24 protein-coding genes are annotated in these 26,449 nt (G+C 31.2%); 7 read left to right on the top strand and 17 right to left on the bottom strand.

Annotation, left to right across the window (positions count from 1 at the left end; all coding sequences use genetic code 11):
- Positions 1 to 81 precede the first annotated feature (81 nt).
- Together D3P13_RS16730 and fsa are read left to right on the top strand one after the other, a co-directional pair.
- The gene (locus D3P13_RS16730) at positions 82 to 885 is read left to right on the top strand and encodes an SDR family oxidoreductase (RefSeq protein WP_117884029.1); all 804 of its coding nucleotides are present in this window, start codon (positions 82 to 84) and stop codon (positions 883 to 885) included.
- Positions 886 to 1,080: 195 nt separating this feature from the next.
- The gene (gene fsa, locus D3P13_RS16735) at positions 1,081 to 1,734 is read left to right on the top strand and encodes a fructose-6-phosphate aldolase (protein ID WP_117884030.1); all 654 of its coding nucleotides are present in this window, start codon (positions 1,081 to 1,083) and stop codon (positions 1,732 to 1,734) included.
- Between the two features lie 79 nt (positions 1,735 to 1,813).
- On the opposite strand, the gene D3P13_RS16740 is transcribed toward fsa, so the two are convergent.
- The 10 genes from D3P13_RS16740 to D3P13_RS16785 form a co-directional block, all read right to left on the bottom strand.
- A complete protein-coding gene (locus D3P13_RS16740) occupies positions 1,814 to 2,950 on the bottom strand; it encodes a lactonase family protein (protein ID WP_117884031.1) in 1,137 nt (378 codons plus the stop codon).
- A 1-nt stretch (position 2,951) separates the two neighbouring features.
- On the bottom strand, positions 2,952 to 3,413 hold the full coding sequence (locus D3P13_RS16745) for a DUF1569 domain-containing protein (protein WP_117884032.1): 462 nt from the start codon (positions 3,411 to 3,413) through the stop codon (positions 2,952 to 2,954).
- A gap of 12 nt (positions 3,414 to 3,425) precedes the next feature.
- Entirely contained in the window at positions 3,426 to 3,899 is a 474-nt protein-coding gene (locus D3P13_RS16750) for a hypothetical protein (RefSeq protein ID WP_117884033.1), read from the bottom strand.
- Positions 3,900 to 3,976: 77 nt separating this feature from the next.
- Positions 3,977 to 5,548 (bottom strand): M28 family metallopeptidase, encoded by a 1,572-nt coding sequence (locus tag D3P13_RS16755; protein ID WP_117884034.1) that lies wholly within the window; start codon positions 5,546 to 5,548, stop codon positions 3,977 to 3,979.
- A gap of 101 nt (positions 5,549 to 5,649) precedes the next feature.
- Entirely contained in the window at positions 5,650 to 7,413 is a 1,764-nt protein-coding gene (locus D3P13_RS16760; protein ID WP_117884035.1) for a DUF2207 domain-containing protein, read from the bottom strand.
- Positions 7,414 to 7,465: 52 nt separating this feature from the next.
- A complete protein-coding gene (locus D3P13_RS16765) occupies positions 7,466 to 8,026 on the bottom strand; it encodes a LemA family protein (RefSeq protein ID WP_117884036.1) in 561 nt (186 codons plus the stop codon).
- Between the two features lie 233 nt (positions 8,027 to 8,259).
- Complete coding sequence (gene uvrB, locus D3P13_RS16770; RefSeq protein WP_117884037.1) at positions 8,260 to 10,248, bottom strand: excinuclease ABC subunit UvrB; 1,989 nt, start codon at positions 10,246 to 10,248, stop codon at positions 8,260 to 8,262.
- Between the two features lie 596 nt (positions 10,249 to 10,844).
- Positions 10,845 to 11,723, bottom strand: coding sequence for an ABC transporter permease (locus tag D3P13_RS16775; RefSeq protein WP_117884038.1), 879 nt, complete (start codon positions 11,721 to 11,723; stop codon positions 10,845 to 10,847).
- A gap of 18 nt (positions 11,724 to 11,741) precedes the next feature.
- Complete coding sequence (locus D3P13_RS16780; RefSeq protein WP_117884039.1) at positions 11,742 to 12,641, bottom strand: ABC transporter ATP-binding protein; 900 nt, start codon at positions 12,639 to 12,641, stop codon at positions 11,742 to 11,744.
- A 167-nt stretch (positions 12,642 to 12,808) separates the two neighbouring features.
- A complete protein-coding gene (locus D3P13_RS16785) occupies positions 12,809 to 13,327 on the bottom strand; it encodes an IS1096 element passenger TnpR family protein (protein WP_198680054.1) in 519 nt (172 codons plus the stop codon).
- Positions 13,328 to 13,437: 110 nt separating this feature from the next.
- On the opposite strand from D3P13_RS16785, the gene D3P13_RS16790 reads away from it, so the two are divergent.
- The 3 genes from D3P13_RS16790 to D3P13_RS16800 are packed head-to-tail and all read left to right on the top strand — an operon-like array spanning position 13,438 to position 15,828.
- The gene (locus D3P13_RS16790) at positions 13,438 to 13,857 is read left to right on the top strand and encodes a hotdog fold thioesterase (protein ID WP_117884040.1); all 420 of its coding nucleotides are present in this window, start codon (positions 13,438 to 13,440) and stop codon (positions 13,855 to 13,857) included.
- The gene (locus tag D3P13_RS16795) at positions 13,857 to 14,720 is read left to right on the top strand and encodes an alpha/beta fold hydrolase (RefSeq protein ID WP_117884041.1); all 864 of its coding nucleotides are present in this window, start codon (positions 13,857 to 13,859) and stop codon (positions 14,718 to 14,720) included. The genes D3P13_RS16790 and D3P13_RS16795 overlap by 1 nt, the downstream gene beginning before the upstream one ends.
- A 1-nt stretch (position 14,721) precedes the next feature.
- On the top strand, positions 14,722 to 15,828 hold the full coding sequence (locus D3P13_RS16800; protein WP_117884042.1) for an isochorismate synthase: 1,107 nt from the start codon (positions 14,722 to 14,724) through the stop codon (positions 15,826 to 15,828).
- Between the two features lie 112 nt (positions 15,829 to 15,940).
- Here D3P13_RS16800 and D3P13_RS16805 read toward each other — a convergent pair whose 3' ends face one another.
- From D3P13_RS16805 to D3P13_RS16835, 6 genes are all read right to left on the bottom strand, one after another.
- Positions 15,941 to 16,660: a 3-ketoacyl-ACP reductase gene (locus D3P13_RS16805; protein ID WP_117884043.1), complete on the bottom strand. Its 720-nt coding sequence runs from the start codon at positions 16,658 to 16,660 to the stop codon at positions 15,941 to 15,943.
- Positions 16,661 to 17,069: 409 nt separating this feature from the next.
- Entirely contained in the window at positions 17,070 to 19,346 is a 2,277-nt protein-coding gene (locus D3P13_RS16810; RefSeq protein ID WP_117884044.1) for a TonB-dependent receptor, read from the bottom strand.
- Positions 19,347 to 19,748: 402 nt separating this feature from the next.
- Positions 19,749 to 20,636, bottom strand: a complete 888-nt coding sequence (locus D3P13_RS16820) for a DUF808 domain-containing protein (RefSeq protein ID WP_117884046.1) — start codon at positions 20,634 to 20,636, stop codon at positions 19,749 to 19,751.
- 35 nt (positions 20,637 to 20,671) lie between these two features.
- The gene (locus D3P13_RS16825; protein ID WP_117884047.1) at positions 20,672 to 21,061 is read right to left on the bottom strand and encodes a hypothetical protein; all 390 of its coding nucleotides are present in this window, start codon (positions 21,059 to 21,061) and stop codon (positions 20,672 to 20,674) included.
- Positions 21,061 to 22,404, bottom strand: a complete 1,344-nt coding sequence (gene purB, locus D3P13_RS16830) for an adenylosuccinate lyase (RefSeq protein WP_117884048.1) — start codon at positions 22,402 to 22,404, stop codon at positions 21,061 to 21,063. Before purB ends, D3P13_RS16825 begins: the two co-directional genes overlap by 1 nt.
- 65 nt (positions 22,405 to 22,469) lie before the next feature.
- A complete protein-coding gene (locus tag D3P13_RS16835) occupies positions 22,470 to 23,048 on the bottom strand; it encodes a hypothetical protein (protein WP_198680055.1) in 579 nt (192 codons plus the stop codon).
- A gap of 238 nt (positions 23,049 to 23,286) precedes the next feature.
- Between D3P13_RS16835 and D3P13_RS16840 the strand changes: the two genes are divergently transcribed.
- A complete protein-coding gene (locus D3P13_RS16840; RefSeq protein WP_232829225.1) occupies positions 23,287 to 24,006 on the top strand; it encodes a toxin-antitoxin system YwqK family antitoxin in 720 nt (239 codons plus the stop codon).
- A 73-nt stretch (positions 24,007 to 24,079) separates the two neighbouring features.
- On the opposite strand, the gene D3P13_RS16845 is transcribed toward D3P13_RS16840, so the two are convergent.
- A complete protein-coding gene (locus D3P13_RS16845; RefSeq protein ID WP_117884050.1) occupies positions 24,080 to 25,060 on the bottom strand; it encodes a fasciclin domain-containing protein in 981 nt (326 codons plus the stop codon).
- Positions 25,061 to 25,261: 201 nt separating this feature from the next.
- On the opposite strand from D3P13_RS16845, the gene mnmA reads away from it, so the two are divergent.
- Complete coding sequence (mnmA, locus tag D3P13_RS16850; RefSeq protein WP_117884051.1) at positions 25,262 to 26,449, top strand: tRNA 2-thiouridine(34) synthase MnmA; 1,188 nt, start codon at positions 25,262 to 25,264, stop codon at positions 26,447 to 26,449.

Raw genomic sequence — 26,449 nt, forward strand, 5'->3', positions numbered from 1 at the left:
TTGAATAGCTTCAGAAGAAATCAAATTATCCACAATAGCTTCATTTAATAATTTCTTACATTTACATTTTAAACAAATAGCATGTCAAAAGTTGTTTTAATTACTGGTGCTTCATCAGGAATTGGTAAAAGTATAGCCGAATATTTACATCAAAAAGGAATGGTTGTTTATGGTACGAGTCGTAACCCTAAAGAACCCGTTATAAATGGAGTAAAAATGCTTGCTTTAAATGTACTAGAGGTTGGTACTATTGAAAAAGCAGTTGATACAATTGTAAAAAATGAAGGCCATTTAGATATATTAATCAATAATGCAGGTATGGGTATTACTGGGCCTATAGAAGATACGCCTACTGATGAGATGCGTGCTGTTTTTAATACGAACCTTTTTGGACCTATTGATGTGATGAAAGTAGTTTTGCCTCAAATGCGTCAACAAAAATCTGGGTTAATTATCAATATTACTTCAATAGCTGGTTATATGGGCTTGCCTTTTCGCGGAATTTACTCAGCGAGTAAAGGTGCCTTGGAGGTCATTACCGAAGCTACACGGATGGAGGTTAAAGAATTTGGAATACATATTACAAATGTGGCTCCAGGTGATTTTGCTACAAATATTGCGGCAGGTAGATATCATACTCCTGTTTTTGATACTTCTGCATATAAAGAAAAGTATGCTGAAAACTTAGCGTTATTGGATCAACATGTTGATGGAGGGCTAGACCCTGAAGTGATGGCTCATTCTATTTATAAGATCATACAGCAAAAACAACCAAAAATTCATTACAAAGTTGGTGGGTTTATGGAGAAGTTTTCAATAGTTTTAAAACGTATTTTACCAGATTCTTGGTATGAAAAATTACTAATGAACCATTATAAATTATAGGTGTTAGTATTCTTTTAAAGAAATTTTCGGATACTCTATTTCATTTTGGTTTTAATTATTCTTTGACGTACTTATGTTTAATATTTTGAATAATTTATGCTTTCAGTAATATGTTATTAAGTTAAACGTTATCTTAATAAGCAAAATTTATCACAGGTTTATTTTTGCTTAATTAAACTTAAAGAAGGATAAAGCATGAAGTTTTTTATAGATACAGCAAACTTAGATCAAATTAAAGAAGCCCAAGAATTAGGTGTTTTAGATGGTGTTACTACCAATCCTACATTAATGGCTAAAGAAGGAATCACAGGGTACAATAATATTATAAACCATTACAAAGCTATTTGTGAAATTGTAGAAGGAGATGTAAGTGCTGAAGTTATTTCTACAGATTTTGAAGGAATGGTAAGAGAAGGTGAAGCATTGGCAAAACTACATTCTCAAATTGTAGTAAAAATACCAATGATACGAGAAGGTATTAAGGCGATTAAGTATTTTTCTGATAAAGGAATAAAAACAAATTGTACATTAGTATTTTCAGCTGGACAAGCTTTATTAGCGGCAAAAGCGGGAGCTACTTATGTATCACCATTTATTGGTCGTTTAGATGATATTTCAACGGATGGATTAGGTTTAATCCAAGAAATTAGATTAATCTATGATAACTATGGTTTCGATACTCAGATCTTAGCAGCGTCAATTAGACATACCATGCATGTTATTGATTGTGCTAAAATTGGTGCAGATGTTATGACAGGTCCAATTAGTGCAATAGATGGATTGTTAAATCATCCGTTAACTGACATTGGTTTAGCCACATTCTTAGCAGATTATAAAAAAGGTAACTAAATAATTATTTAGAAATTGAATGCGTAATAAAAATCCCGCCAATTGGCGGGATTTTTATTTTATAATCACTTCAAGGAAATTAAAACAGAATACAAACGGGTGAAGGCACATTAATTTCTTCAAGAAATGTTAGTAATCCCGTTACTTTGTCTCGTTTAAATGACACTATGTTTTCTGAACGTTGGTTAGCCACTAATAAAAAATTATTATTAGGAGAAAGAGCAAAATTTCTAGGCCAATCACCTTTTACAGACTCATATCCAATAGCTGTTAACTCTCCAGATTCTTGATTAATTTCAAAAATGGCGATACTATTATGTCCGCGATTCGAAGCATATAAAAATTTTCCATCTTTAGAAATATGAATATCTGCACAGAAACTTTTTTCGGAATAACCATCTGGCAAGGTAGAAACTGAAGACTGTACCATGTACTTTCCATTTTCACCTTTCTTAATCAAAGCAATGGTACTATTCAATTCGTTAATAACATACATCCAATCTTTTTGTGGTTGAAATGCAATATGTCTCGGTCCTGGTTTAGGGTTTACACCAATTCTCAACGTTTCTACTATGGTTCCTTTTAATTTATTTTGTACGGTATCTAAAGTGTAAAACCAAAGATCATTTGTTCCCAAATCTGCTGATACAATGAGTGAATCATTTATAAAATAGGCAGAATGTGCATGAGGTTCCCACTGTCCTTTTTCTACATGATTATTTGTGTAGTGTTGCTTTTTATCGAGTAAGTCTGACAAATCACCCTCTTTATTTAATTTAAACAGGCCCAAGTTTCCACTTGAATAGTTGGCCGTTAAAACAAATCCATTCTTATTTACACCTACAAAACAAGGGTGTGCCCCACCTGAAGATTGTCTACTCATAAACGCTAAACTGTCACCTGTAATTCTATAAGCCTCCACAGTGCCCATACTATCCACAGAATTAATTTCATTTACGGCTAATAAGAATTTACCATCTGCAGATTTCGCTAAAAAGGATGGATTTTCCGTTTTTGCTGCCAGTTTTATTTTTTTTATGTTACCACTATTCGAAAGCGAATAAGAATAAATGCCTTCACTTAAACTATCTGTATAGGTACCTACAAAAAAGGAGATTAGTTTTTCATTTTCTGAAGAAGGTTTTATATCTTTTTGTGTATTATTTTTACAACCAATAACAGTAGTAATAATCAGCATAAGACTAAGGTATTTCATTTTAAAGGGCTTTAAGTATATCGTTTATAATTTTTATATGATGCGTCGTATGCAACTCTAAAAAACGAATTGTTTTTTTTAAGTGTAATTGTCCGAAAATAGGATGTTCAAAATGACTTTTAGAAGATAGTTTTTCTATATCAGTTAAGTTTTTATGAACCTCTTTTAGTTGTGATTTTAAGTCTTCTAATTTAATAATTTCAGGAGGGCGAACATGTTTTGGAGCTTTTACTTTACCTCTAGGAAAAGAACCTTTTAAAAAGATTATAAATCTCCATTTGTTAAACCTCCATTTGTATTTAGAAGGATCAGAAGCTATTATTACCATGCTAACGTTATGAATTACTTTTAAGGAATGATCAATATGCCAAGCGATGTTACTCGAAGACACATTGGAAGCTAGCTTATCTGAATGTATAATTGCTTTCTCTAATTCTGATAATTCAATTTGAAGTATTGACATGGGTTCTCTTTTCTAAATAATCTCTTCTAATTCTATATTATAATCGTATTGTAAGTCCTCATGCAATGTACCAATTGCTTTTTTTATGAGTATAATTTGCCTGTCAAATATATTTAACAAACTGGTGTTTCTTTCCATTGAAGGATGCATTTCTTTTAGTACTGTACAGAAATAAATTAATAATTCTACTTCAGTTTCTTTCTTTTTTGAATAGCGGATGTATTTTTTTACCATTCTCAAAATTTTACGAACACTTTTCTTAATATAAAAGTAGCTAGCGGTGTTTATTTGATTGAATAATTCAGAAACTTCATCTTTTACACTCTGAATAAAAGCTTCTTCATCTGAGGCTTCAAATAAAAGATAGGTGAGTAACTCTTTATTTTCTTTTTTAAATTTAGATAATGTTAAGCATAAATTTAAAAGTTCGTCATTAGATTTATACTTTAATTCTTTTTTCAGTACTGTTACTGTAGCTGTTTTCATAAGATTCAAATTTAAACTAATTTGAAGCATAAAAAAAACCTTGCCGTTAGAACAAGGTTTTTATTATTTTATATTTATTATTTTTTCTCAGTGGGTTTATCAACTACAATACGCTGATCACGATTTGCTAATTCCCAAGCGGTGTGAAAAACTAAACGAGATCTGTTTTCTAATAAATCATATTCTATTTTGTCTGGAGTATCTGTATGTTGATGATAATCATCATGGGTTCCATTAAAATAAAAAATTACAGGGATATTATTTTTGGCAAAATTATAATGATCTGAACGATAGTAAAATCTATTCGGATCATTTTCATCATTATATGTATAATCCAATTCTACATTGGTATACTTTTTATTTACTTCTTCTGAAATATTATGTAAATCACTACTTAATTTATCACTACCAATTAGGTAAACATAATTTCTATCACCTTCTGTTCTTTTTGGGTCAGAACGACCAACCATATCGATATTTAAATCAACAACTGTATTTTCAAGAGGAAATATAGGATCAACATCCGCATAATAACGAGAACCTAATAATCCTTTTTCTTCTCCCGTTACATGAAGAAATACAACTGATCTTTTAGGAGTTTGTCCATTATCCACAGCTTTTTTAAAAGCTTCTGCAATTTCTAAAATAGCTACCGTACCAGAACCGTCATCGTCAGCACCGTTATAAACGTTTCCATCTTTTACACCAACATGGTCTAAATGAGCAGAGATAATAACATATTCATCAGGTTTTTCGGATCCTTTAATATAAGCGACTACATTTTCAGAATTAAAATCCTCTACATTTGATTTGTAAGTTAAAACAGCTGGAACTTTTACTGTTTTAGATGTTGAATTTGTTGCAATATCACTAACAATAGCCTCAGCTAATGAAGTATTAATCAACATGAAGTTTATTTCACTATCTTTTTTTTCGGTACTCTTTAGACCCATTCTAGTTCTTCCAGAACCAAATCGTTTAGCAATATTTGCATAAGCATCAGGATTGTAATATAAAGCGGCTTTCGCACCTTTCTCTTTAGCAATATCCGTTTTAGAACTAAATTCTTGACGCATGTTAGACCATTTTCCAGTACTTTCTTCAGTTCCAGAAATAATATAGTTACCGTCTTTATCTTTTGGTTCACCATTTTTGAACAATACTATTTTACCAGTAACATCTATATTCTTATAATCAGAATATTTTTCATCGTCAATACCGTAACCAACAAATATTACTTCTTCAGCATTAATTGTTCCATTGCTTCCAGAAAATGAAACAAAATCGTCAACTGATTTATAATCTTTACCATTAATATGTACTGTAACCTCAGGAGAACTTGTACGTTCTAATGGTACTTTTTGAAAATACTCATCATTTGGCAAAGCTGAAGGTACATTTAATGCGACATAATGTTTCTTTATAAATTCTATTGCTTTTTTCTGACCTGGTTCGCCAGTATCTCTTCCTTCATATTCATCTGATGCGTAAACATATAGTGCCTCTTTTAATTCTTCGGCCGTAATTGATTTCGCGTAATCTTCAACCGTTAAAGTTGGTTTAGCAGGAGTAGCTGAAGTTGTCTTTTTGGTACTATTACAGCTTACAAGCACAGCAGCTATTGCTAATAGGGATAAAAGTTTTTTCATAAAAATAAATTGAGTTAATAGTAGTTGTTGATTATTAGAAATTTCAATTTACGATATTACGAAAAAAAAATGATATTATTTTTTAGGTATAAAATAGCTATTTACCAGCTTCCGCCGCCACCGCCGCCAAAACCACCACCTGATGATCCACCACCAGAAGAACCACCGCTGTTACTGGAAGGGGAGCTTACCATAGTAGAGGTTGTGTTTGACATAGCACTTGAAAACGATTTTGAAAAGCTATTCATTGATAGGTAGTTACCCGTTGTTGAACGATACCAATTTGGTGGTTCTATATTTAAGGCATCAAATTTATTGGCCCATTTTTTAAACATTCCAAATGCTAAAGCATATGCCATTGTGGTTTCAAAATAACCTGGATCTTCTTTCAATAGCATTTTTAATTTATTTTCTTCCGCAATTTTTATAAACTGTTTAAAGCCTTTTAATTCAGAAAACACTTTGTTTCCTTTACTGTTTTTTTTAATCATATAAGTGTTAAATAAAATAAGCATAACACAAGTAATTACGATACCGATGGTGGCTATTGGACCCCAGAAAAATAATCCAACTAATCCCAAAACTATCGCCATTAACATCAAAAGGATATAGGTAATTGTTCTTATTTTTTTTGATTCAGCCTCATAATAAAGTTGAGCATTTTCTTTTAACATGCTTCCGGCACTTGCCATTGTGGTATAGAAAGTCTCCTTTAAGCTACTGACCAATATTTCATTAGCATTTAGTTTAACTGTTTCAACTCCCAATATATCGTTAAGAAAACTTTTCGTTTTACCTTTATTACTTAGTTGTAAAGAACCACCAAACAGTCCATCAAATATTTCATGCTCATACGAAGATGCGGAATTTGGTAATGGTTTTAACTTTATAAGTTTAGTATCAGCTTTACTAAATAGACCTCCCTTTGGAATTTCTTCAATTTTCAAATAACCATTAGCTCCCCAAAAGGGTAATAATGATATAATATCAGAAGTATCGTTTCTATCGTTTATTAAGAAACCAGCCATGGGTGGATCAATGTTTTCTGGCGGATAATAACTCGTTGTACTGACTACGTCATCATCTTTTCCATATTTTTTCCAAACATTATAGAATCCTGCTATCAACCCCAGAACAATAAAAGACCAGCCGTAATTAGTCCAAAAAGGCCATAACGGTTTTATTTCTGCAATAGAATTTTTAGGAAGGTTAAGTAAAATGGTTACACTTTCGCCTGGGTTTGATTGAAAATCAGGGTTACTTGTACCTGAAAAAATATTATTTTTATATGATAAAACAAACGCATCACTTTTTTCAGTAGTACCTGTAGGTCCAGAATAAACGAAGCAATTATCTGCATTTAAGGGAATGTCTTTAGGTACATGTATTTTGAAATTCAGCTTGTAAAAACTAGCATTCCATCCATCAGGTTTTATATTCCAATAAAAACTGATTTGGTTGTCTTCAAAAAGAAAGGCATTGTGGACACGATATTTTATTTGGTATTGTTGAGGACCAATTACGAATTTATCTTTATCGCCAATTTTTATCTCTAGAGATTTACTTAACCGTTGTTCAAAATCGAATGGTTTTTCAAAATTATATCCAGGAACTTCAATAGTACTGATTCTAATTTTTCTTTTTTCTTTCTTTTGATCGTAGGTTACTAGATCATATTCGGTATTAATTGTACGGAAAATACCATGTTTTTGAGCTTCAAAATTCAGATTGTAATTTTCTACAACATCAAAATATCCTTTTTGATTGATAAAAATATCTACCGAACAGCTATCAACCGTAAAATCTTGAGAAAACCCTAAGGCAGATGTGAAAATTAATAAGAATATAGTTAGAATTTTCTTCATGTCTAAAAATAAATCTAATTCACAAACATTTATGTCTGTAAATACAAAGTTTTTATGAAAATTCTACTTTTACATTTTCTCTACTTACTTCATCGGTTTCAAAATAGTCAAAATGTTGATAGTTGAACATTCCGGCAACAAGAACTCCAGGGAAACTTTCTCCATAGGTATTATTTTCTCTTACCGTACCATTATAATATCTACGACTTCGTTCAAGATTTTCTTCTATAGTATTTAGTTTTTCTTGTAAATCTAAATAATTAGTATTGGCTTTCAGATCAGGATAAGCCTCGCTCAATGCAAAAATACTTCGTAAGGTTTGTTGCAACTGGTTTTCTGCTTTTATTTTAGCATTAATATCACCTGTAGGTACTTCCATTGCAGCATTACGAGCACTAATTACGGCTTCTAAGGTAGATTTTTCATGTTTAGCATATCCTTTTACCGTTTCTACTAAATTGGGTATTAGGTCATAACGACGTTTAAGAGCAACGTCTATATTACTCCAAGCATCTTTAACGACGTTTTTATTTTTTACAAATTTGTTGAAAACAGAAATAAGGAAAAGTGCAATTAGAACGATAATTCCGCCGATAACAATAAAAGGTACCATAATTTATAGATTAGGTTGTTAATTTAATACGAGTCTAATTTAATGTTTTTTAGTTAGAATTTAATTCAATAAATAATTTTATTAATGTAATATCTAAACTCTTGTATAATTATTGAAATAGTGGTTATTTATTTTATGAGAAGAAGTATAAAAAAACAAACTATAATTCAGATTTTTATTTTCATATTATTTACAACAAGTAAAGCTGTAAATTAGGGTTGTCTTAAAATACTTTACAACTGCTCTTTCAGCACTTTTATTTCATCTCTTAACTGTGCGGCAACTAGAAAGTCCAACGCTTTGGCTGCTTTTTCCATCATTTTTTGACGATCTCTAATTCGTTTTTCAATTTCAGGTTTTGGTAAATATTCTAAATCCTCTTCAGCCGCTTTTGTAGCAGCTGCATCGTAATGAAAAGAACTAATATTGTTTTTACTTAAACTATCGTCTAGACTCTTTTTAATTTGCGTTGGGGTAATGTTATGTTTTGTATTGTAAGCGATTTGTTTTTCACGTCTCCCGTTAGTAGCATCAATGGTTAATTGCATGCTATTGGTGATTTTATCGGCATACATAATGGCTCTACCATTAATGTTTCTTGCTGCTCTACCAATAGTTTGGGTCAGGGATCGCTGGCTACGTAAAAAACCTTCTTTATCGGCATCTAAAATAGCAACTAAAGAAACTTCGGGTAAATCTAACCCTTCACGTAATAGGTTTACACCTATTAACACATCAAACAAACCTTTACGAAGTTGTTGCATTATTTCGACACGCTCCAATGTATCTACATCACTGTGAATATAACGGCAACGAATATGTATTCTGCTCAAATATTTTGTCAATTCCTCTGCCATACGTTTGGTAAGGGTAGTAACTAAAGTTCGTTCATCTCTTTCTACACGTAATTGAATTTCTTCAATTAAATCATCAATTTGATTTAAGCTTGGTCTAATTTCAATTTCTGGATCTAACAGCCCTGTAGGACGAATTACTTGCTCCACAAAAACACCTTCTGTTTTTTGTAATTCATAATCTGCTGGTGTGGCACTCACAAAAATTACTTGATTCTGGACTTCTTCAAATTCTTCAAATTTTAATGGACGGTTATCCATTGCCGCAGGTAATCGAAATCCGTATTCAACTAAATTTTCTTTTCTGGAACGGTCACCACCATACATAGCATGGGTTTGCGGAATGGTAACATGACTTTCATCTACTACCATTAAATAATCATCAGGAAAATAATCTAATAAACAGAAGGGTCTTGTACCGGGTTGTCTTCCGTCTAGGTAACGTGAGTAATTTTCTATCCCACTACAATACCCTAATTCACGAATCATTTCTAAGTCAAACTCGGTACGTTCCTTTAAACGTTTCGCTTCAAGATGTTTACCTATTTCTTTAAAATAATCCACCTGTTTCACCATGTCTTCCTGGATTGCATGTATTGCATTTTGCAATACATCTGGAGAAGTCACAAATAAATTGGCAGGATATATAGTTAGTTTTTCAAATTTTTCAATGATTTGATTGTTGACAATATCAAAACTTTCCATTTCTTCTATTTCATCACCAAAGAAATGAACACGATAGCCATAATCTCCATAGGAAGGGAAAATAGTTATTGTATCTCCTTTTACTTTAAAAGTCCCGCTTTTTACCTCAAATTCTGTTCTAGAATATAAGCTGGTAACCAATTGATGTAAAAACTTAGTACGAGGAATTTTTTGATCAATCTCAATATGTATGACATTCTTTTTAAATTCAACCGGATTACCGATACCATATAAACAAGAAACTGAGGCAACTACCAAAACGTCTCTACGACCAGATAACAACGAAGATGTAGTGCTTAATCGCAGACGTTCAATATCATCATTTATGGAAAGATCTTTTTCAATATACAATCCGCTTGAAGGAATATAGGCTTCAGGTTGATAATAATCATAATAGGATACAAAATATTCAACCGCATTATTAGGGAAAAAATGTTTAAACTCAGAATACAATTGTGCCGCCAACGTTTTATTATGAGCTAATACTAAGGTAGGCCGTTGAATGTTATTAACTACATTGGCTACGGTAAAAGTTTTACCGGAACCCGTTACACCTAACAAAGTTTGATAATTTTCACCGGAAGCTATGGCTTCTGTAAGTTGTCTGATAGCTTCAGGTTGATCTCCTGTGGGCTTAAATTCTGATTTTAATTCGAATTGCATTTTACAAAAATAACGAACTAATTTGTATTAAAGGCATATGGCAATCCCTTTAATAAGAAGTGATAGGAATTAATATTGTAGTTTGTAATTTGATAAAAAAACGATGTATATATTCTATAACGCTATCGTTAACATTAATTAACACTAAGTATAAATTGTTTAATACTAATTTAACATTAAACGATGAATTCCGCCTTAAATTTGCGGTATATTATTTGAGTTAGTTAGTTAAATAATGGGTGTTGGTTCATAAACAACGCCCATTTTTTTTTGAATAGAACTTCAATACTTTTTTCAAAATACACGATTTTCTGGAAAACTTACTGTTTTAGATTTCTAGGCTTCTAATCGAAAATAGTAATTTTCCATATAATTCAATTTAAATCTTAAAATTTTAACAATTATTAACATTAATCATTAATTGTTTAATAGTAATTTAACATTAATCAAAAAATTCTACCTTAAATTTGTAGTATATTATTTGAGTTAGTTAGTTAAATAATGGGTATTGGTTCATAAACAATACCCATTTTTTTTGTTCATCATTTAAAATAGCAACTAAGCGTTTTAGGTGTTTTTGAATTAAAAATTGAGATTTACAAATCTCTTTTCTTTAATAAGGCGTATGAAGCATAAATAAAGATAAATATCCAAACAGTAGCAATTGCAATTTGATACCAATGTACACTAACATCAAAAGCAAAATTTTGCCCTAATTGTTTCCCTGCGGTTTGTATCGCATTTAGTTTTGTAAAAGGTTGTTTTATCAAGTTAGCCATAGACTCTAATGGGAAGAATTGCATGATATCATTTACACCAATAGAAGATAATGAGTCACTACTAATAGTATCATTTGAAGCCAATTTATCAGAATTAAATTTCCAAAATAGAAATAACTTAAAAATACTTTCTACAAAAAACCAAACGAGAATACCTCCAACCGCAAAGGCTGATCGTTTTACTAAAATTCCCATAAAAAGACCAAACGAAAAGAATGCAGTTAATTTTATAAAGAAGGCAAAAAGATAATCTAGATCAGAAAATATAATACTCAGCTCATTAAAATCTGAATAAATTAGCCCTAAAGTCATTGATACTACAAATACGAAAAATGTAGAAATTGCCGCAAAAACAATTACAGTATAAAATTTTGAAAGAATAAATTCCTTTTTACTTAAACCATCAATTAAGTTTTGTTTCAATGTTTTATTACTATACTCATTTGCCATCATAGAAACAATTACCAAGAGTAAAAAGAACTTAAAGATAGATGCCATATAGGTGTTGAAATGCCAGATATACGGAAAGTTAAAAATACCTTGATCTGCTAAATGGAATTTTATAACACCAATATCAAATTTTATAGCTGCAATTAATGCAATTGATGTTAGTAATGCAAAGTAGATGATAGTGAGCACTCTACTTGCTCTATTGTGCTTTAGTTTGTGAAATTCTATATTTAAAAGTCGTAACATTATTTGGTAGCTTATGGGTTAGTTGTTGTTGGTAAGGGTTAAAAACTGTTGCTCTAAACTTGGCATTCGTTTCACTAAATGTGATAGCGTTATTCCGTTTTTAAATAAATACGCATTGATTTCAGATGCTGACAATTCATTTTCCAAGGAGGCAATTAATTTTCCATCTTCTTTTTTTACGCTAGCTATTGCTGGATGCTTTTCTAATAACTCCCATAGTTTTTCTGATTCGGCTTCTGTATTTAATTCAAAATAGCCATTTGTTGCTGTAATACCATCAACAGCTCCAGAATAAAGTTTAATACCATTGCGGATTACAACGACATGTGAACATACTTTTTCAACTTCATCTAATAAGTGAGATGCTAATAGAATGGTAGTCCCATTACTAGCAATGTCTTTAATAATTTTACGAATTTCATGAATTCCTTGCGGATCTAGTCCGTTAGTAGGTTCATCAAGAATTAAAATTTCAGGGTCATTTAATAGGGCAGAGGCAATAGCTAATCGTTGTTTCATACCTAAAGAATAGGTTTTAAATTTGCTATCTCTACGCTCAAATAAATTAACAACTTTTAGTTTTTCATCAATCTTATCATAAGAAACGCCTTTGATTTTGCAAATAAGTTTTAGATTTTGAACCGCTGTCATGTACGGATAGAAATTAGGACGCTCTATAATTGCTCCAACTTTTTTTAGAGCTTCATGTGTAGAAATGTTTCCGTCAAACCAACTGAATTCTCCAGAGGTTTTATTAACAACATTTAAAATGATTCCTAAAGTAGTAGATTTTCCACTACCATTTGGACCTAAAATGCCATAAACATTGCCTTTTTCAATATCAAAGGATAGGTTATTTACCGCATGTACACTTCCAAATTTTTTATCTAAATTTCTGAGGGATAAGATGTTTTCCAAGATTGTGATTGTTTGATTACATTAAATAAGACGAACGAAATTGAATTTCGTAACAGAAAAAAACGATTTTCTACTTTATTTAGTTAACCTAATCAAGAATTTTAAATCTCAAAAAATTGAATTAAGCGTGCAAGATCTTGCCTTTACGTAGAGGCAGGCGGTCTTTTTTAATTCATCAACTCATCGAAGTTATCGAAGTCAAAATCATCAAAATTTTCCATGGCATCAAAGTCATCATCATCATCATCACCATTAGAACTATCCTCACTGACAAACTCCTTATCGGGAGCTTCACTAGGCACCAAACCTACTGAAAGTAAAATACTTGGTAATTCAACTTCAGGCGTCTTTTCTTCGACACTTATCAACTCCACATAGAATGTCCACATTGAAAAGAAATCATATACATATAGTAATTTACTCTTATCTTCAGTTAAAATATCTCTAAGAATAAAACCTTGCATAGAAATATTAGCTTCAGTTTCGTTCATATCAAATAATGGGATTTCTTCACCTTGGTTCCAGTCATCATCCGTAAGGTAAAAAGCAGCCATTTCTGTACCATCAAAACCAAAGGCATTGGTAATTACATTATGCAAGTCTTCTAATGAATCGTTAAAACCAATAGCTATATCTCTTACAACATCTTCTTCAGTATCTAATATCAATCTAATTTTATATATCATAGCATTCTTATCTGGGGCAAAGTTATGTATTTGTTATATATAATAAGAACTGAAAGTAACTTTTTCTTTAATAGTCTTTTCATTACTTTTACGGCAAATAGAACTATTTTATGGATAAAGAAGCATTATTAGAAGAACTAAATAGTCGTACAGAGAATACCTTGATGGCAACATTAAATATTGTTTATACAGATATTGGTGAGAATTATCTAGTCGCTACTATGCCTGTTAATGCCCGAGTGCATCAACCAGCAGGCTTGTTGCATGGTGGTGCTTCAGTGGCTTTAGCGGAAAGTGTAGGTAGTACAGCAGCTCATTTTTCTATTGATATCAATACGCAAGAAATACGTGGATTGGAAATCACAGCAAACCATATTCGTGGTATAAGAGAAGGGGTAGTTACCGCCATAGCCAAACCTATCCATAAAGGTAGGACAACACAATTATGGGAAATTAGAATTGTTGATGAACAAGAAAAATTGATTTCTATTTGTAAGCTTACTGTAATTGTTCTGAATAGAAAAGGATAATGATGCCGAAAAGAATCAAGAAGATTTTAAAATTTATCGCTATTGTTCTTTTGGTATTTTTTATTAGTGTTGTGTTTGCTGCTCATATTTTTTTAAGTCCAACATCTGATAAAAAAGCCTTAGAGGAATTAACTATAACAGGTTTACATCCTAATATTATTCACAAAACGTATAATGGGTTTGAATATCGTGCGGTGGAAATGCAGCAAAAAATTGATACGAGTTTGTCAACATTAGTTTTTGTACATGGCTCACCAGGAGATTTTTTAGACTATAAAGAGTATTTAACGGATAGTACATTAAATGCAAAGGCTAATTTGCTGAGTTATGATAGGGTAGGGTATGGTACAGAAAACACAGCTAATGTTCAAGGATCTCTAGCGTTTGAATTGGGCCTTTTGAATAAGGTTACTAATGGTATTTCCGCAGAAAAAATTATACTAATAGGCTATTCTTATGGTGGCTCAATAGTATTGGCTTCACCCAAAAATTACAAGTATAAAGTATCTTTGGCAAGTGCGGTAAATGCTAAATTAGAACCTATGTTTTGGGGATTAAAAATATATGATTGGAAATTAACACGATGGATACTTCCAAAAAAAGTACAAGCGGCAGCGAAAGAAAAATATTCACACGTATCCGATTTACCTAAGTATGAGAAATTATGGAATAAAAGTCCTTCACCAATTGTAAATATTCAAGGTGATGCTGATTGGATTGTACCCTATGAGAATTCAATATTTTTACAACAGAAAATTGACACAGATAAATTTAAAATGATCACCATTAAAGGTGTTGGTCATGAATTAGTTTGGTCAAATTTTGATTTGATAAAAAGTGAAATTTTAAAAACACTTAAATAGAATGTTTGAAAATAAATCTATAAATGAACTTTTCGCTAAGGTTCAACAAGCTTTTGAAACTAAAAAACCTTTTGTTGTATATAGGCAGGCTGAGAGTGATTTTGTTAAAGGTTTTTTTCAAACAAATAATGACCTTTGTAATACCAAAGACTATTTAGATTCAGGTTTCGTTTTTGCACCTTTTGACAATGCTTTACCTTCTATTTTATTTCCATTATCAGAATCTGAATTATACGCTTCTAAATTTACCAATGCTCGCTTTATAGATAACCAAAAAGATTTGTCAATGGTATCGAATTTAGAAAATTCAAAAGCGAGTCATATAGCATTGGTTGAAAAGGGAATTAAATTTTTAGAAAATAATAATTATAAAAAAGTTGTACTCTCTAGAAAGCAGGCTATTCCTACTTCAGAATTTAACCTAGTTGAAACCTTTAAAAAACTACTTACAAGTTATAGTAATGCGTTGGTGTATTGTTGGTTTCATCCTAAAGTGGGGTTGTGGTTAGGAGCTACGCCTGAAACTTTGTTAAAGGTTAGTAAAACTACGTTTGCTACAATGGCATTGGCTGGTACACAGGTTATTGATAACAAAAATTATTCTTCAGGTCACGATTCAGACTACAAAGATGTAGTATGGAAAGTGAAAGAGATAAAAGAACAAAAACATGTCACAGACTTTATATTAGAACAATTCGAGCAGGGACGAGTACTAAATGATTTTAGGGTCTCTAAACCTTATACTTCAAAAGCTGGAAATTTACTGCACCTTCGTACTGATATTTCAGGAAAATTATCACCTGAACTAACTTTAAAAAATATAATTAATTTATTACATCCAACACCAGCTGTGTGCGGAGTGCCTAAGCAAGAAGCGAAAGATTTTATTTTACAAAATGAAAATTATAACCGTGAATATTATACTGGATTTTTAGGAGAATTAAACTTAGCAGGAACTTCAAATCTATATGTTAATTTAAGATGTATGCAACTTATAAAAAATACTATTGAAATTTATATTGGTGGCGGTATTACAAATGATAGTAACCCTGAAAATGAATGGGAAGAAACCGTAGCTAAAAGTAAGATAATGTTAAAAGTATTATAATTTCACTTTATATTTAGCTCGGTCACTATTTGTATTTGGTTCTAAGAATTTTTATCTTTTAAGGTTGCTTTCAAAGTGTACGGATTGTAAAATTAGTGTACTTTTAATTGAATTAAGGATTTGTAGACCATAAGGCTGCACTTTTAAGCATTGCTCTTCTTGGTAGTTTTAATCCTGCAACTATTAATTCAGCAAAATCTTCAGGTTGTAAAACACTATCTTGAGAATCTTTGGTTGCAATACCTAGTTCAATTGACATATCAGATGCTATAGTACTTGGAGTTAGTGTACAAACTCTAATATTATTTTTACGAACTTCTTTCATTAGGGATTCTGACATTCCAATAACTGCAAATTTTGATGCAGAATAAGCTGATGTACTGGCATTTCCATTTAATCCAGCTGTAGATGAAACATTAATAATATCACCTTCATTTTCAGCTATTAAATAGGGTAAAATTTCTTTAGTAACATAATACATCCCCATCACATTAGTTTGAATAATTTGGCTCCATTGGCTAACTTCCATTTCGTTAAAAGTCCCAAATGCTGCAATTCCTGCATTATTTACCAAAATGTCAACTGATCCTAAGGTTTTTATGATACTTTTAATACTATGTTTGACTTCTTCATAGTTGCTTACATCAAATACGGAATAAATTGCTTTAATACCAAAAGCTTCTAATTCAGAAACTGTTTCTTTTAAAATAGCTTCATTTCTTCCAGTTATAGCAACGTCTATTCCTTCTTTAGCAAACGCAATAGCTGTAGCTTTACCAAGTCCCCTTCCACCACCGGTGATTATTGCTTTTTTATTTTTTAAATCTTTCATATGAGTTTATAGAATAAGTATTTATAATTGTTTGTAACCGTTTATCCAATAGTAGCATAACGTTAAAAGACATAATGTTCGCATTATTTTTTTAACACAACGTTTTTATTTTATCTTTTATATTAAAGCTGATAGAACGACCACGAAGATATAAAATGAAGTTGAAAACGAATTATATAAATTCTAAAATTTAGCTTAAGACCTTGATGTTAATTCATACAAATTACCCATTCAAAACAATTACTTTACCGAAATGAGTAATGAACCTTTCTCATTAAGTTTTATGATAGTTCATGTAGCTTTAAAATTCTTAAATAATATACTGATTGTTGTTATAGTTAATGTATTTATTAAACTATCGTAATTTTATTAAGAATTAAAAATAATAAAATTACGATAGTTATTCAGACTAAATATTAAATTTTAGGCCTAACATTGCTGTTCTTCCAATATTATAAATGCCTTCACTTTTTAAACGTGATAAATGCGAAATATACTCTGTATCTAAGGCGTTGTTAAGTGTAAAGCTGAGGTTAAACTTAGTGTTGTTAATTTTTATATCTCCACCAAGACCTAAATGTAATAATTGGTAACCATCAGATTTTGTTTCAAACAGTCCCACGTTGTTTTGGTTTAATACACTTTCCAATTTTATGGATGCATAGCCATTAGAAATCCAGTTTTTAATATCAAACTCACCGCGTAAGGTGTTATTAAACTGATTTGCCGGTATTAGTGGTAAGTAATCTCCATTGTCTTGTTTTCCAATAACCATTTCAAAACTACTTTCTAAATGCAACCAATCCAAAGGGTGAGGGTGTAAGTGAAAACCAAATTCACTACCATACAACTTCGAGTCATCTTGTATGTATGTATAGGCATCAATATCGTCTATAGTTGTTCCTGTAGGAGTTAAAAATATATAATTCTTTATCACATTTAAGAAACCATTGGCAAAAAATTCAATGTGTTCGTTTTTATATTCAAATGCTAAATCTATTTGATAATTTTGTTCGTTATTTAAATCAGAATTTCCTATTTCATATCTATTTGTTCCATGATGTATGCCGTTTGAAGTCAACTCTGCTAAATTAGGAGCACGAAAACCAGTAGCTAAATTTAATCGAGTCTCTACCTTTTCAAACAATGTGGTTTTATAACCCAGAGAAGCGGTAAAACTGTTGTATGAATTATCAATGGCCTCAAATATGTGCACATCTCCTTCATGTTCTATTAGATGTTCTTCAGTATTGATATTTCTTGTGTCAAAGCGAATGCCTCCTTGTAAAAAATGAGTATCCCATTTTGTGTTTACCATAGCAAATACCCCTAAATCATTCATGTTAGCATCGGGTATTAATAACTCTTCTCCAAAATTAGTATTGCTTTGTGTTAAACCCTGTACACCCAAAATACTCTCAAACTGACCTATTGTAGGTAAATGATATTGAACATCATAAGTAAATGTTTTAAGCTTCATTTGTAATGAAGGTTCTAAATGTTCTTCTTCATGTTCTTCCTCCTCATGTTCTTCTTCTTCTTCTTCTTCTTCTTCATGTTCATGTTCCTCTTCAAATTCTCTTCTGTTATTAGCTGTATAACCAAAATGGATATCTAGATTAGAATCATTAAAATAGATGTGATTATGAGAACTTATAATATAATTGTCAATTCTTTGATACGGGTTTTGAGGAATAATATTAGAGTTTTGTACACCAATTTCTTCAGCGATACCGATGTTTGATGAGGTTAAATTAAAACGATTGTCAGAACTGAAATTTTTCAACTCGAAGCCTAAAGCAGATTTTACGTCAAACTCATTAAATCGAGAATTGGTAACATGTGTTCCATCTGGTATTTTATAATCATGATGAGAGTTATAGCCCATAGACGCTATAAATTTTATATTTTCAGAAGAAGATTTAAAATTAAATGAAGTATTACTTCCCATAGTATTGGTAAAATATTTTTGACTAATAGTGGCAGTAGTAATATTCGCATTAGCATACTTTTCAGGATTAAAATACAAGACCCCTCCTAAAGCATCAGATCCGTATAAAAGGGAAGCCGGACCTTTTATAATTTCTACACTTTCAACACCATTATCATTTAATCCAAGCCCATGTTCATCACCAAACTGTTGATTTTCTAAACGAACCCCTTGCGAATAAACCAACACTCTATTACCGCTTAAACCTCTAATTACAGGTTTTCCAATACCCATACCTGTTGATATTTGAGAAACCCCAGCAACATTAGAAATACCCTCAATTAGACTTACTGCTCCCGAGCGTTGTAATTGTTGAACTGTTTTGTGTTCTACCTTCATTACATTTTCGCTTTGTAATTTATTAAATGGAGTAGATAATATGACTTCGTCCATATTAAAGACAGATTCTTCTAAGGTTACATCTAATACCGTTCTTTCTTCAGTAATTTCTACAGTTACGGATTTTGAATTAAATCCGACATAACCGATAACAATTGTTAAAGTGCCTTTTGGTAAATTTTTTAAGATATAATTACCGTCCATATCTGTTATTGTGCCTTTATGCAACTCTGGAGCATAAACATCGGCTTCAATAAGAGGCTGGTTATTGGTGTCAATAATTTTTCCTGAAAGCGTGTGTTGAGCATGTAATACAAGGCCACACCATACCATAAGTATAGATAAATAAATTTTCATTTTTGTAAATTTTATTATTGTTAATGCGTTGATAAAAAACTAATTAAGCAATAATAGAAGGGGGTGCTCTTGAAGATTTTGTACTCTCAAATGAATAAAAGTAAGATTGAGTGTACGAATCAAAAAGTTGAAAATAAATGTGGGGTTTGATTAACGTAAAGGTACTACTAAAATCAAATGAATTATAGGTGATTTTTAAATGGTAAAAATGACAATCAATTTGCTTTTTATGGAAGTGTTTTTCTAATTTCGCATTACAAAAATAATGTTCATGACCTTCTAAAGCATGTAGTGTTTGAAATGCAAAGGGCAAAAGAACAACTATAGCTACAAATGTAGATAGAATTTTATGTGAATACTTTTTTCTCAAGTTGCAAAGATACTAAAATCTTAAATAGTTTTTTACTTCTTTATTTTTTTCCAGATAAATTTAAAACTATTTAAAACAAATAATGCAACAAAGCCAATGACTAGCCCAAAAATAAACTCTTTCAGAATTGATGGTACAGATGATAATAAGTCCTCTGAAAGATGATGAAAAAAGTCAATATAATGAACAAAAATACCACCCGCTACTAATAATAAAGCGATTGTTCCAATAATACCTAACGCTCTAATCACCATTGGTAACGCTTTTATTAAAAATGTACCAATATAATAGGATATGTTTTTCTTGTCTTTACTAAGTTTAATAAACCTGACGCCTAAATCATCCATTCTAACGATTAGGGCTACAATGCCATAAACACCAATTGTTGCAATAATAGCTACCACCGAAACTACCATTATTTGCGTGAGAAGGGGTTTGTCGAGTACGGTACCTAGTGCAATAATTACAATTTCAATAGATAAAATAAAATCTGTAATAATGGCTGACCTTATTTTTGTTTTTTCAAGTGCTAATACTTCTTCTTTTGTGAGCTCTTTTTCTTCAATAACAGCTACTTCATGATGGTGAGGTACAAAAAATTCATATATTTTTTCAGCACCCTCATAGGCTAAATAAACACCACCTAAAATTAATACTAGTGTTACCGCCCAAGGTAAAAAAGCACTCAATAAAAAAGCAATAGGTAAGATAATTAGTTTGTTCAGAAAAGAACCTTTTGTAATTGCCCACAATACAGGAATTTCTCTTGAGGACATAAAGCCTGATGCTTTTTCTGCATTAACGGCTAAATCATCACCTAATATTCCAGCCGTTTTTTTTGTAGCAATTTTGCCCATAACGGCAACGTCATCCATCAAAGCTGCAATATCATCAAGTAAGGCAAAAAATCCTGTAGCCATAATTTTCTAAATTGTAATTTAATAATTGTTAATTATTATTCGTTTTGTCCTTCCAAACTAGTGTCTAGAACTTTAATAGCCGTTCCTTTTTGTTTAAAATTAGAACCTTTATAATGAGCAGTAAAAGAATAGGAATTGTCTTTAATTCCTGTTATTTTTACAATAAATGGTGTACTGTCTAATTGCGTTTTTGGCTTTAGTTTTGTCAACTCATACTCAAAGTTTGAATTCCATTTAATAGCAAAAGTATCCTTTACATTGTCATAAGTTTCAATTTGAATATTTTCATTTCTAAAAGCAACAGATGTAGCATCTGAATCATCTAAATGGGTTTTAAATGTGCCAATTTTAAATTGATTTACATCTCCTTGTTTAGCACAAGAATAAATGAGGATAAAAGTTAATATGACAATTAAATATCGCATTAAATTCCCGTGTAATTAGACGGAGTAATTGCTTTTAGCTCTGTTTTTATGCTATCATTAACATCTAAGCTATCAATAAAGTCAGCCATTGATTTTTGATTAATCACAGCATTAGTTCTCGTCAATCCTTTTAACGCTTCATATGGATTTGGATAACTTTCTCTACGTAAAATGGTTTGAATTGCCTCCGCAACAACAGCCCAATTGTTTTCTAAATCTTCTTCAAATTTTTCTTTATTTAACAATAACTTGCTAAGTCCTTTTAAGGTGGAAGAAAAACCAATTAATGTATGAGCAAAAGGAACGCCCACATTTCTTAGTACAGTTGAGTCGGTTAAATCACGTTGCAATCTAGAAATTGGAAGTTTTGCAGACAAGTGCTCAAAAATAGCATTAGCCATTCCTAAATTACCTTCCGAATTTTCAAAATCTATTGGATTTACCTTATGTGGCATTGCAGAAGAGCCTACTTCGCCAGCTTTTATTTTTTGTTTAAAATAATTCATAGAAATATAAGTCCATATATCTCTATCTAAATCTATTACTATTGTGTTTATTCGCTTTAAAGCATCAAAAATACCAGCAATATGATCGTAATGTTCAATTTGGGTGGTAGGAAAAGAATGATGTAGACCCAGGACATTTTCTACGAAATTAGTACCAAATTTTTTCCAGTCTATAGTAGGATAAGCAACTTTATGAGCATTAAAATTACCTGTTGCTCCACCAAATTTAGCGGCATACGGTATGTTCTGTAATTGCTTGACTTGTTGTTCAATACGTTCTACAAAAACCATAAACTCTTTACCTAGTCTAGTTGGTGATGCTGGTTGGCCATGTGTACGTGCTAACATGGGGATTTCTGCCCAGTCATTAGATAAGGTTCTTAATTTTTCAATTAATGTTGCTAAATCCGGATAGTAAACGGCATCAAAAGCATCATGAATAGAAAGTGGAATTGCAGTATTGTTTATGTCTTGTGATGTAAGTCCGAAATGGATAAATTCTTTGAACTTCTGTAAATTTAAAATGTCAAATTTTTCTTTTATAAAATATTCAACAGCCTTTACATCATGGTTAGTGACTTTTTCAATGTCCTTGATACTTTGGGCATCTTTTGTTGAAAAATCTATATAAATTGCACGTAATGCAGTATTTGTGTTTTTATCGTAATCACTTAATTGCGGAAGTGGTATTTCGGTTAACGCGATAAAATATTCAATTTCAACTTTAACACGATATTTTATTAATGCTTCTTCCGAAAAAAAAGGAGCTAAATTTGATATTTTATTTCTGTATCTACCATCAATTGGAGAAACGGCACTTAATTCGTTAAGGATCATTTAGTCTAAATTAGACTGTAAAAATAAATGAAAACTAATGAACAGAAAAGTAATTAAGAGCTTTTCTAAGCAACGGTTGTTTTTTCAATTAAATCCAATACTTTTTTAGCTTTTGACGCATAATTGGCACTTTCATTCGAAATATTTTTATTAATTATCAATTTCATTTCATAATGAATCCATCCAATTTTTTTACCAATGTAGAATAATGTGTCCATTGCATTGGTTTTGGTATTCGATTTATAATCTTTTAACATCCAATCAAAACACGTTTCAATTATTTCAGATAATTGTTCATGTGTTAATATCAGTTTAATTGGCGAATCGAATTTAGACGTATATTCTTGGGCTATTAAACTACATATTTTTGATACTGATTTAATAGCATTCTCATCACTTAATTTGGAAATGTTCTTTGTGAAATAGGATAAATTATAAGCGATCCAATCAAGACGTTGCTCAACAACTATCTCTAATGTAGCAATAGCTTTTAATGAAATATCATTATCATAATCAAATGATATTTCCACCAATGATTCAAATAAAGACTGGTCTGTAAGAATTATTTTTGAAAGTTTCTTAAGACTTTCTCTATTTGTATTGGGTATTATGTTAAGTTCTTTTATTAAAGAATATTTATTCATATTTTTAACTGCGTTCATAGACTACATTAAGAATTAAAAACTGTTTTAATCGCCACATTTTGGATGTATTTTAACAGAAAAAAAAGGAAAATATTATAAATATTAACTTTTTTTTTGTATACCAGTTAATAATATTCTTTATTATCTCTATAATTTATCATTGAATGTTGCGTTAAATTGTTATAAAAATTAGAGTTGGAACATTATTTGTTTAACGAAATAGAAAAGAACAATGTTTATGAAAAAAATTAAACTACCCTATATATTTTTGATAGTCGCAATTTTGGGCTCTCATTTGTCATTCTCACAAGATGATAGCAACCAATTAGATGAAAATGGAAAGAGACATGGAGTTTGGAAAAAGTATTACAGTAATAGTCGGATTCGTTATAGAGGTACCTTTGAACATGGTAAGGAAGTAGGAACATTTAAATATTACTCAGCGGCTCAGTCTGATTATCCGAATGTAATAAAAAAATATAAGACTAATGATGACATTGCTGATGTTGGCTTTTACAGTGATGAAGGATTATTACTAAGTAGTGGAAAAATGGATGGTAAAAAAAGAGTAGGGAAGTGGCAATATTTTCATGATGATGGTAAAACAATAATGTCAGAAGAAAATTATGTCGATGGTAAGTTAGAAGGAGACTATAAAACCTTTTATAATACAGGAAAACCTACAGAAGTAGGGTATTTTAAGGATGGTAAATTGGATAGTGTTTACAGAAAGTATTCTATCAAGGGGTATTTATATCAACATTTTAATTATAAGAATGGTTTGTTAAATGGAAAAGCGGTTTATTATAATAGAAAAACAGGTGAACTTACAACAAAAGGAGAATTTAAGGATGATAAGAAAGTGGGTACTTGGGAGAATTATGTAGATGGAGAATTAATTAGTACAGAACAACCGAACAAAAAGAAAGAACGTCCAAAAAAACAAGAAAAAAATTAAATTTTTAGTATAGAAAAGGCCTTAATACAATGGTGTTAAGGCCTTTAAACTAACTAACCAACCAAACTATATTTTAATTTAATGGAGGTAATATCACTTTGTCTATTACGTGTATTACGCCGTTAGCAGCTTGAACATCCACAGCCACTATATTACTTACTCTATCGTTAGCATCTGTTAATGTAGCACCTCCAGTAACGTTTGCAGTTATATTTCCACCAAGAGTTCCAACAGTCATATTATCTGTTAAAGCTGAGGATAAAACATTTGCACCCGCTACAACATGATGTTGTAAAGTTGCAGTCAATGTTTCTTCATCTATATCATCCAGTCCTGAAGCTCCTAATTCAGTTAATAAACTTCCAAAAGCATCATTGGTTGGTGCAAAAACTGTCAAAGGTGCAGGATCTGTTCCATTTGCTGTAGACAACGTGGCTACAAAATCAGGTTGATCTGCTCTTGTTAAAGCAGCAACTAACGTTGAGAAATTAGGATCTGCAGTTGCAAAAGTTACAATTGTTGGTAAACCAATAACTTCGTCTACTAAATGAACCACTCCATTTTCTAACACATTGTCAGCAGCAGTAACTTTGGCTCCACCATTTAAAGTAACTCCGCCTTCAGTATTTACATGCATATTTAGATTTCCTGAACCAGGAGATAGTGTAGATAAGGTTTCAATATATCCAGTTGATAAACCTGTTGATTTAACAGCACCGCTAACAACATGGTTTAAAAGAATTTGTGATAATACGTCAGTTGGTACGGCATCAATATTTGCAAAACCGTTAGAAGAAAGAAAGGCTGTAAATGCAGCGTCATTTGGTGCAAAAACTGTAAAAGGTCCAGGTCCGTCAAGTACTGTTGCCAATCCTCCATCTGCTTTAGTCAATGCTTCAAGTAAAAGTCCGTAATTGGCTTCATTGGCTTGCACAAAATCAGTTATGGTTTTAATTTCTGGTTGTTTAGGATCGTCATCGTCATCACAAGATACAAATGAGAATACAAGGAATAAGGCTAGAAATGCTGGTAATAATTTTGATAGTTTTTTCATCGTTTTTATGTTTAAAGTTTCGACAAATATATAAATAAATTTCAATACTGTTTAAACATTTTGTAAAAAAGTTAAACAAAATGTGAATTTTAACATTTTTTTAGTAAAAATTGAATTTGTATTTCTACAATGCATCTTAATGAATGAGGTGTTTTTTATATCCTTCGCTATGCTTATCTTTGCATTTAAATTGAATTAAAAATGAAAAGAGTCGTAGTAGGACTTTCAGGAGGTGTAGATTCTAGTGTTGCCGCCTATTTACTGAAAGAACAGGGGTATGAAGTTATTGGCTTATTTATGAAAAATTGGCATGATGATTCGGTTACTATATCTAATGAATGTCCATGGTTAGAAGATAGTAATGACGCCATGCTAGTTGCTGAAAAATTAGGAATACCTTTTCAGGTTGTAGATTTGAGTGAAGAATATAAGGAACGTATAGTTGATTATATGTTTCGTGAATATGAAATAGGAAGAACGCCAAACCCTGATGTACTGTGTAATAGAGAAATAAAATTTGATGTTTTTTTAAAAATAGCATTAGAACTAGGTGCTGATTTTGTAGCAACGGGACATTATTGTCGTAAAGGTATTATTGAGAATAATGGTAAAGAAACTTATCAATTGTTAGCTGGTAAGGATGCTAATAAAGATCAATCTTATTTTTTATGTCAATTATCGCAAGAACAATTGGCTACAACACTTTTTCCTATTGGAGAACTAACGAAACCTGAAGTTAGACAAATTGCTACTGATTTAGATTTAATTACAGCAGAAAAGAAAGATTCACAAGGCTTATGTTTTATTGGTAAAGTACGTCTACCAGAATTTTTACAGCAAAAATTACAACCTAAAGAAGGTGTTATTGTTCAAATACCTAATGAAGCTCCAGTTTTTAATAGATCTAAAACTAAATTTGAATCTAAAGAAGAGGAATTGGCCTATAAAGCTACAAAATATGAATATCATTTAAATGATGGAAAAGTAGTTGGTAAACATCAAGGTGCTCATTATTTTACTAAAGGGCAACGGAAGGGATTGGCTGTTGGTGGAACTGTAGAACCACTTTTTGTTATAGAAACAGATGTTGACGAAAATATTATTTATACTGGTGAAGGGAAAAACCATAAAGGACTCTATAGAAATGTTCTTTTTGTAAATAATGATGAAATTCATTGGGTGCGTGAGGACTTGGTATTAAAGGATGGTCAACAATTACAAGTAAAGGCTAGAATTAGATATAGGCAAGCGTTGGAAAATGCTACAATATATAAGATGAGTGAAGGACTATATGTGGAATTCGAAAATCAACAATCTGCTATTACTGAAGGTCAATTTGTGGCCTGGTATCAAGATGATGAGTTGTTAGGTTCTGGAGTAATTTCTTAA

This window comes from Aureibaculum luteum (assembly GCF_003449015.1).
Lineage (GTDB): Bacteria > Bacteroidota > Bacteroidia > Flavobacteriales > Flavobacteriaceae > Aureibaculum > Aureibaculum luteum.

What these genes read in the sequence shown, in the direction of transcription:
- D3P13_RS16730 (WP_117884029.1), top strand. Translation starts at nt 82, where the DNA reads ATGTCAAAAGTTGTTTTAATTACTGGTGCTTCATCAGGAATTGGTAAA.
- fsa (WP_117884030.1), top strand. Translation starts at nt 1,081, where the DNA reads ATGAAGTTTTTTATAGATACAGCAAACTTAGATCAAATTAAAGAAGCC.
- D3P13_RS16740 (WP_117884031.1), bottom strand. Translation starts at nt 2,950, where the DNA reads ATGAAATACCTTAGTCTTATGCTGATTATTACTACTGTTATTGGTTGT.
- D3P13_RS16745 (WP_117884032.1), bottom strand. Translation starts at nt 3,413, where the DNA reads ATGTCAATACTTCAAATTGAATTATCAGAATTAGAGAAAGCAATTATA.
- D3P13_RS16750 (WP_117884033.1), bottom strand. Translation starts at nt 3,899, where the DNA reads ATGAAAACAGCTACAGTAACAGTACTGAAAAAAGAATTAAAGTATAAA.
- D3P13_RS16755 (WP_117884034.1), bottom strand. Translation starts at nt 5,548, where the DNA reads ATGAAAAAACTTTTATCCCTATTAGCAATAGCTGCTGTGCTTGTAAGC.
- D3P13_RS16760 (WP_117884035.1), bottom strand. Translation starts at nt 7,413, where the DNA reads ATGAAGAAAATTCTAACTATATTCTTATTAATTTTCACATCTGCCTTA.
- D3P13_RS16765 (WP_117884036.1), bottom strand. Translation starts at nt 8,026, where the DNA reads ATGGTACCTTTTATTGTTATCGGCGGAATTATCGTTCTAATTGCACTT.
- uvrB (WP_117884037.1), bottom strand. Translation starts at nt 10,248, where the DNA reads ATGCAATTCGAATTAAAATCAGAATTTAAGCCCACAGGAGATCAACCT.
- D3P13_RS16775 (WP_117884038.1), bottom strand. Translation starts at nt 11,723, where the DNA reads ATGTTACGACTTTTAAATATAGAATTTCACAAACTAAAGCACAATAGA.
- D3P13_RS16785 (WP_198680054.1), bottom strand. Translation starts at nt 13,327, where the DNA reads ATGATATATAAAATTAGATTGATATTAGATACTGAAGAAGATGTTGTA.
- D3P13_RS16790 (WP_117884040.1), top strand. Translation starts at nt 13,438, where the DNA reads ATGGATAAAGAAGCATTATTAGAAGAACTAAATAGTCGTACAGAGAAT.
- D3P13_RS16795 (WP_117884041.1), top strand. Translation starts at nt 13,857, where the DNA reads ATGATGCCGAAAAGAATCAAGAAGATTTTAAAATTTATCGCTATTGTT.
- D3P13_RS16800 (WP_117884042.1), top strand. Translation starts at nt 14,722, where the DNA reads ATGTTTGAAAATAAATCTATAAATGAACTTTTCGCTAAGGTTCAACAA.
- D3P13_RS16805 (WP_117884043.1), bottom strand. Translation starts at nt 16,660, where the DNA reads ATGAAAGATTTAAAAAATAAAAAAGCAATAATCACCGGTGGTGGAAGG.
- D3P13_RS16810 (WP_117884044.1), bottom strand. Translation starts at nt 19,346, where the DNA reads ATGAAAATTTATTTATCTATACTTATGGTATGGTGTGGCCTTGTATTA.
- D3P13_RS16820 (WP_117884046.1), bottom strand. Translation starts at nt 20,636, where the DNA reads ATGGCTACAGGATTTTTTGCCTTACTTGATGATATTGCAGCTTTGATG.
- D3P13_RS16825 (WP_117884047.1), bottom strand. Translation starts at nt 21,061, where the DNA reads ATGCGATATTTAATTGTCATATTAACTTTTATCCTCATTTATTCTTGT.
- purB (WP_117884048.1), bottom strand. Translation starts at nt 22,404, where the DNA reads ATGATCCTTAACGAATTAAGTGCCGTTTCTCCAATTGATGGTAGATAC.
- D3P13_RS16835 (WP_198680055.1), bottom strand. Translation starts at nt 23,048, where the DNA reads ATGAATAAATATTCTTTAATAAAAGAACTTAACATAATACCCAATACA.
- D3P13_RS16840 (WP_232829225.1), top strand. Translation starts at nt 23,287, where the DNA reads ATGAAAAAAATTAAACTACCCTATATATTTTTGATAGTCGCAATTTTG.
- D3P13_RS16845 (WP_117884050.1), bottom strand. Translation starts at nt 25,060, where the DNA reads ATGAAAAAACTATCAAAATTATTACCAGCATTTCTAGCCTTATTCCTT.
- mnmA (WP_117884051.1), top strand. Translation starts at nt 25,262, where the DNA reads ATGAAAAGAGTCGTAGTAGGACTTTCAGGAGGTGTAGATTCTAGTGTT.